This window comes from Pontiella sp., assembly GCF_041622395.1.
Classification (GTDB): domain Bacteria; phylum Verrucomicrobiota; class Kiritimatiellia; order Kiritimatiellales; family Pontiellaceae; genus Pontiella.
The window spans coordinates 1-4,517 of sequence record NZ_JBFJYW010000301.1; the positions used below are offsets into that span (position 1 = coordinate 1).

Sequence of the window (4,517 nt, forward strand, 5' to 3'; positions counted from 1 at the left end):
CCGCCGTCGCCAAGGCCGTCGCCCTCCAGGCGATCGAAGACGGCGTGGCCCGCCACGAAATGACCGGCGACGAAGTCTACGCCCAGGCCAAGCGGGAAATCGACGAAGCCCGCGCCCTCACCCACCACCTCATCGACAACCAATTCATCAAAGAACCCCCCGCCGAAATGCTCGAAGCCGCACTCGAAAAGGCCATCGCGCAGGTGGGGCGCTGACCGCGGCCTGCCACGGGACTTGCCGATCGATCGGCCGTCCGCACGGCCCGACAATGGCTCAAACCCGGTTTGACGTAAGAGCGGGAACAGGATACAACTTCGGGTCATATAGCATCCACCAACAGAAACCGGGAAAACCGGGAAGAACGAGCGTATGAAAACAAAAAAAATATTGGCGGCCATCCTGTGCCTGAACGCATTTTCCGCCGTAGCGGAAACGACGGATGAAATGGAACTCGCGGCCTCGGTCTGGGGCGCATGGATGCGCGGTAGCGTGAATGTGGACGGGCAGCAAGCGAAAGTCGAGCGGTCCGCCATCAACTATATCGACATGGACTACGGATACTCGCTGGAACTCGCGCTGAGAAACAGCAAGCTCGTGTTGCTCGGATATCTCGATTACTTCGACCCCATCTCCTCGGATGTAAGCGTGGGCCTCAAGGAGGGCACGCTGGATTCCTCCGAGCTGAACGGCGGCATTGCGATCGGCTTTCCGATGGGATCGGGCAACTCGACCCTCGATTTCCTGATCGGCCTTCAAATGCTGCGCATGGACAACGATCTGGACCTTAAAGGCGGCTCTTCCTATAGCGAGAGCGCCAATGTTTATGATGCGGTGCTGATGATGCGGTATAAGCAGGAACTGTTCAGCAACCTTTACCTCAACATTCCGCTCTTGATCGGGGGAACCTATCTGAGCGATTCCGAATTCGTCTACGATGCCGGGGTCCAGCTGCTCTACCAGCTTGGAACAACGCTGGATATTCGCGCGGGCTACCGGATTTCCGGATATGACTTCGACGAGGATGAGGACGCCACCGATTTCTACCAACAGGGCTACACGCTCGGCATTGGGCTGACGTTTTAACCGATCCCGCCGTGGCCGGAACCAAATTTAAGCTGGATATGACCATCAAAAAAATGGCATCTAACGGTCGTGCCCTGAATGGCACGGGTTAAGCTGATATTTGAGCTGTGATGGAACGATGAAGAACAAGAACGTAAAAGTTGAAAACCGCGTGCAGGCGGAAGCGTTTGGCCGAATGAACGGCAATGTGCTCGAGCTCATCCCGTTGTATGCAGCCGGGTTCCGGCAAATCATCAGCGAATTTGAGCGCATTCATGGCCGGGTGCCCACCGCCGACGAGCTGCTCTGGCTCGAAAGCGAGCATCTGGGGCGCGACATCACGCAAAACTAACCCGCTTCGCAATGAAAAGGCACGAAGGCGCTGAGCGCTTCGTGCCTTTTTGTACTTCGCGGTTATCAGCTTCGCTACGCGTGCATCTCCTTGAGCAGGCCGGGAACGGCCTGAATGGCCTCGACGACCTTGGTGCCGTCCTTCCCGCCCGCCTGGGCTTTGTCGGGCTTGCCCCCGCCTCCGCCGCCGGCGAGCTTGGCCACCGCGCCGATCAACTTGCCGGCATGGATGCCTTGCGCAACAAGATCGTTGCTGACGGAGCACATGAAGCAGGCCTTGCCGCCCGCATGCGAGCCGAGAATAATGACGCCGCTTTCCAGCTTCTGCCGCAGGCGGTCCATCAGTTCGCGCAGGGCGTCCATCGGCACTTCGCCCGCCGTGGCGGCCAGCAGCGGCATGTTGTCGACCTTGTCGGTGAGCGTGATGTGCTCGACCTTTTCGAGCAGCGCCTCGATCCCGTGCAATGCGGCCTTCATCCGGACTTCCTTGAGTTCCTTTTCGGCCGCTTTGACCGAGTCGGCCATGGCTTTGATCCGCTCGGGCAGATCGGCGGGTTTGACGCTGAGGCTCTGGCTGAGGTTGCTCAGCAGCTGGTGCTCCTCGGCGGCCCATTCGAACGCGGCCATGCCCGTGACGGCCTCGATACGGCGGATGCCCGCCGCCACCGACGATTCGGAAACGATACGGAACTGGCCGATCTGCCCGGTGGTGTCGACGTGCGTGCCGCCGCAAAGCTCCTTGCTGAAGCCTTCGATGGAAACCACGCGAACGGTCTCGCCATATTTGTCGTCGAACACGGCTTGGATATCGTCGGCCTTCTGCACGTCGGCCATCGCCATTTCGCGGGTTTCAACGGCGGTGTTTTTCAAAATCTCTTTGTTCACGACGCGCTCGATTTCGCGGAGCTGTTCGCCGGTGACGGCCTCGAAATGGTTGAAGTCGAAGCGGAGATAGTCGGAGGCCACCATGGAACCGGCCTGCTTGACGGAGGAATCGACCACCTCGCGCAGCGCCTGGTTGAGCATGTGGGTGGCGGTGTGGTTGCGGCGGATTTTGTCCCGGCGCCCGCGGCAGACGGTTGCGGTCACGGTGTCGCCCTTTTTCAGTTCGCCTTCGCTCAACGTGCCCATGTGCAGGATGATGCCTTCGGGCGATTTCTGCGTATCGCGCACGCTAAAATGGACGCCTTCGGCCTTGAGCGTCCCCTTGTCGCCCTGCTGACCGCCGGACTCGCCGTAGAACGGGGTTTCCTTCAGAATGACCGCGCCGGATTCGAGCACCTCGACCACTTCGGTTTCGAGCCGGGTGGTTTCGTAGCCGACAAACGGCGTGGCATCCACGTCGAGCGAGCCGTCTTCGGCCAGCACGACCGACTTCTTGGAGGCGTGGTCGGCGCGGGCGCGCTCGCGCTGCTCGTTCATCAGCTTCTCGAACCCTTCGGTATCGACGGTCAGGCCGCGCTCGCGGGCCATCAGCTCGGTGAGGTCGAACGGGAAGCCGAAGGTGTCGTAGAGTTTGAACGCGTCGGCCCCGGCAATCTGCCCGTCCTGGGTTTCGATGGACCCGAAGACCTCCAGCCCCTTGTCGAGCGTGCGGTTGAAGGATTCCTCCTCGGCCTTGAGCGTCTTGCTGATGCGGCCGTGGTTCTTGGCCAGCTCCGGAAAGGCTTCGCCGAAGGAAGCGACGACGGTGTCGGCCAGCTTGTAGAAGAAGGGTTGGGTGAATCCGAGCGAACGGCCGTAGCGCACGGCGCGGCGCAGGATGCGGCGCAGCACGTAGCCGCGCCCTTCGTTGGAGGGAATGATGCCGTCCGCAATCGAAAACGAGAGGCAGCGGATATGGTCGGCAATCACGCGGAAGGCGACGTCGACGGCTTCCTGCTCGGTTTGCTTGGCCGGATCCTTCGGCAGCGTGCTGGTGTATTGCTTGCCGCTCATTTCGGCGAGCGCCTTGAAGATCGGCGTAAAGACGTCGGTCTCGTAGTTGGAGATGACGCCCGAGAAATCGGTAAAGCCGTTGGTGCACTGGATGATCGAGCAGGCGCGCTCGAAGCCCATGCCCGTATCGACGTGCTGCGCGGGCAGCGGCGTCAGGCTGCCGTCGACGTTCGCATTGAACTGCATGAAGACGAGGTTCCAGATTTCGATGCAGTCGGCGCTGTCGGCATTGACCATCCCGGCCCCGCAGTCGCCGTTGGGCGTCAGATCGACGTGCAGCTCGGAGCACGGGCCGCACGGCCCGGTGTCGCCCATCATCCAGAAGTTGTCCTTGCGGTTGCCCGGCACGACGCGCTCTTCCGGCAGATGCTTCAGCCACATTTCCTTGGCTTCTAGGTCGGCATCCGACTTTTCGTCGCCGCCGAAATAGGTGGCATAGAGGCGCTCTTTCGGGAAGCCCCATACGTCGGTGATCAGCTCCCAGGCCCAGTCGATGGCCTCCTGCTTGAAATAGTCGCCGAACGACCAGTTGCCGAGCATTTCGAAGAAGGTGTGGTGATAGGTGTCGAGCCCGACATCGTCGAGGTCGTTGTGCTTGCCGCCGGCGCGGATGCATTTCTGGGTGTCGGCGGCGCGGCCCGGGGTGTAGGGGCACTGCAGCTGGCCGAGAAAAATCGGCACGAACTGGTTCATGCCGGCATTGGTGAACAGCAGGTTCGGCGCGTCCGGCAGCAAGCTGCCCGATTTGACGATGGCGTGCTGTTTCGATTCAAAAAAATCGAAAAACGATTGGCGGATTTCCTTCGATGTCATTTATATAACCTACTTTCCATGAAAAGAGAGCGGGCTTTATACTGATTGGCTCCCGGATATGCAAGAAATGCAACCAAAGGAAAGCAGCACTCCGCCACAGAATCCGGCGTCGCGGCTCCAATGGAAACGATTCCGGGCTTTCCATTCGCGCGCCGATCGGTATGATGGCACACGTTTTGCGTGAAGTTGACGGGGAAACAAGGGTTTAAGGAGAGACATATGGGCAAAAGAGATATGATTCGCAATGTGGCGCTTGGTGCCGGAATACTTATTCTGCTGAGCGGGTGCGGCGGGTCGGAGAAGGAATCCGGCGAAGCACTCAACGCCAAGGGACAGGCCTACCTCGACTCCGG

At 60.0% G+C, this 4,517-nt stretch carries 3 protein-coding genes and 1 pseudogene; 3 read left to right on the forward strand and 1 reads right to left on the reverse strand.

Features of this window, described 5'->3' with window-relative positions:
- The 3 genes and pseudogenes from ABYO54_RS14365 to ABYO54_RS14375 form a co-directional block, all read left to right on the forward strand.
- Nucleotides 1-215 (forward strand): annotated as a pseudogene (locus tag ABYO54_RS14365) (malate dehydrogenase); the annotation flags it as partial.
- 154 nt (nucleotides 216-369) lie between these two features.
- Nucleotides 370-1,083, forward strand: coding sequence for a hypothetical protein (locus ABYO54_RS14370; RefSeq protein ID WP_372808936.1), 714 nt, complete (start codon nucleotides 370-372; stop codon nucleotides 1,081-1,083).
- 118 nt (nucleotides 1,084-1,201) lie between these two features.
- Nucleotides 1,202-1,414 carry a hypothetical protein gene (locus tag ABYO54_RS14375; protein WP_372808937.1) on the forward strand — a complete coding sequence of 71 codons (213 nt, stop codon included), beginning with the start codon at nucleotides 1,202-1,204 and terminating at the stop codon, nucleotides 1,412-1,414.
- A 74-nt stretch (nucleotides 1,415-1,488) separates the two neighbouring features.
- Here ABYO54_RS14375 and alaS read toward each other — a convergent pair whose 3' ends face one another.
- Nucleotides 1,489-4,164: an alanine--tRNA ligase gene (alaS, locus tag ABYO54_RS14380; protein WP_372808938.1), complete on the reverse strand. Its 2,676-nt coding sequence runs from the start codon at nucleotides 4,162-4,164 to the stop codon at nucleotides 1,489-1,491.
- Nucleotides 4,165-4,517 lie beyond the last annotated feature (353 nt).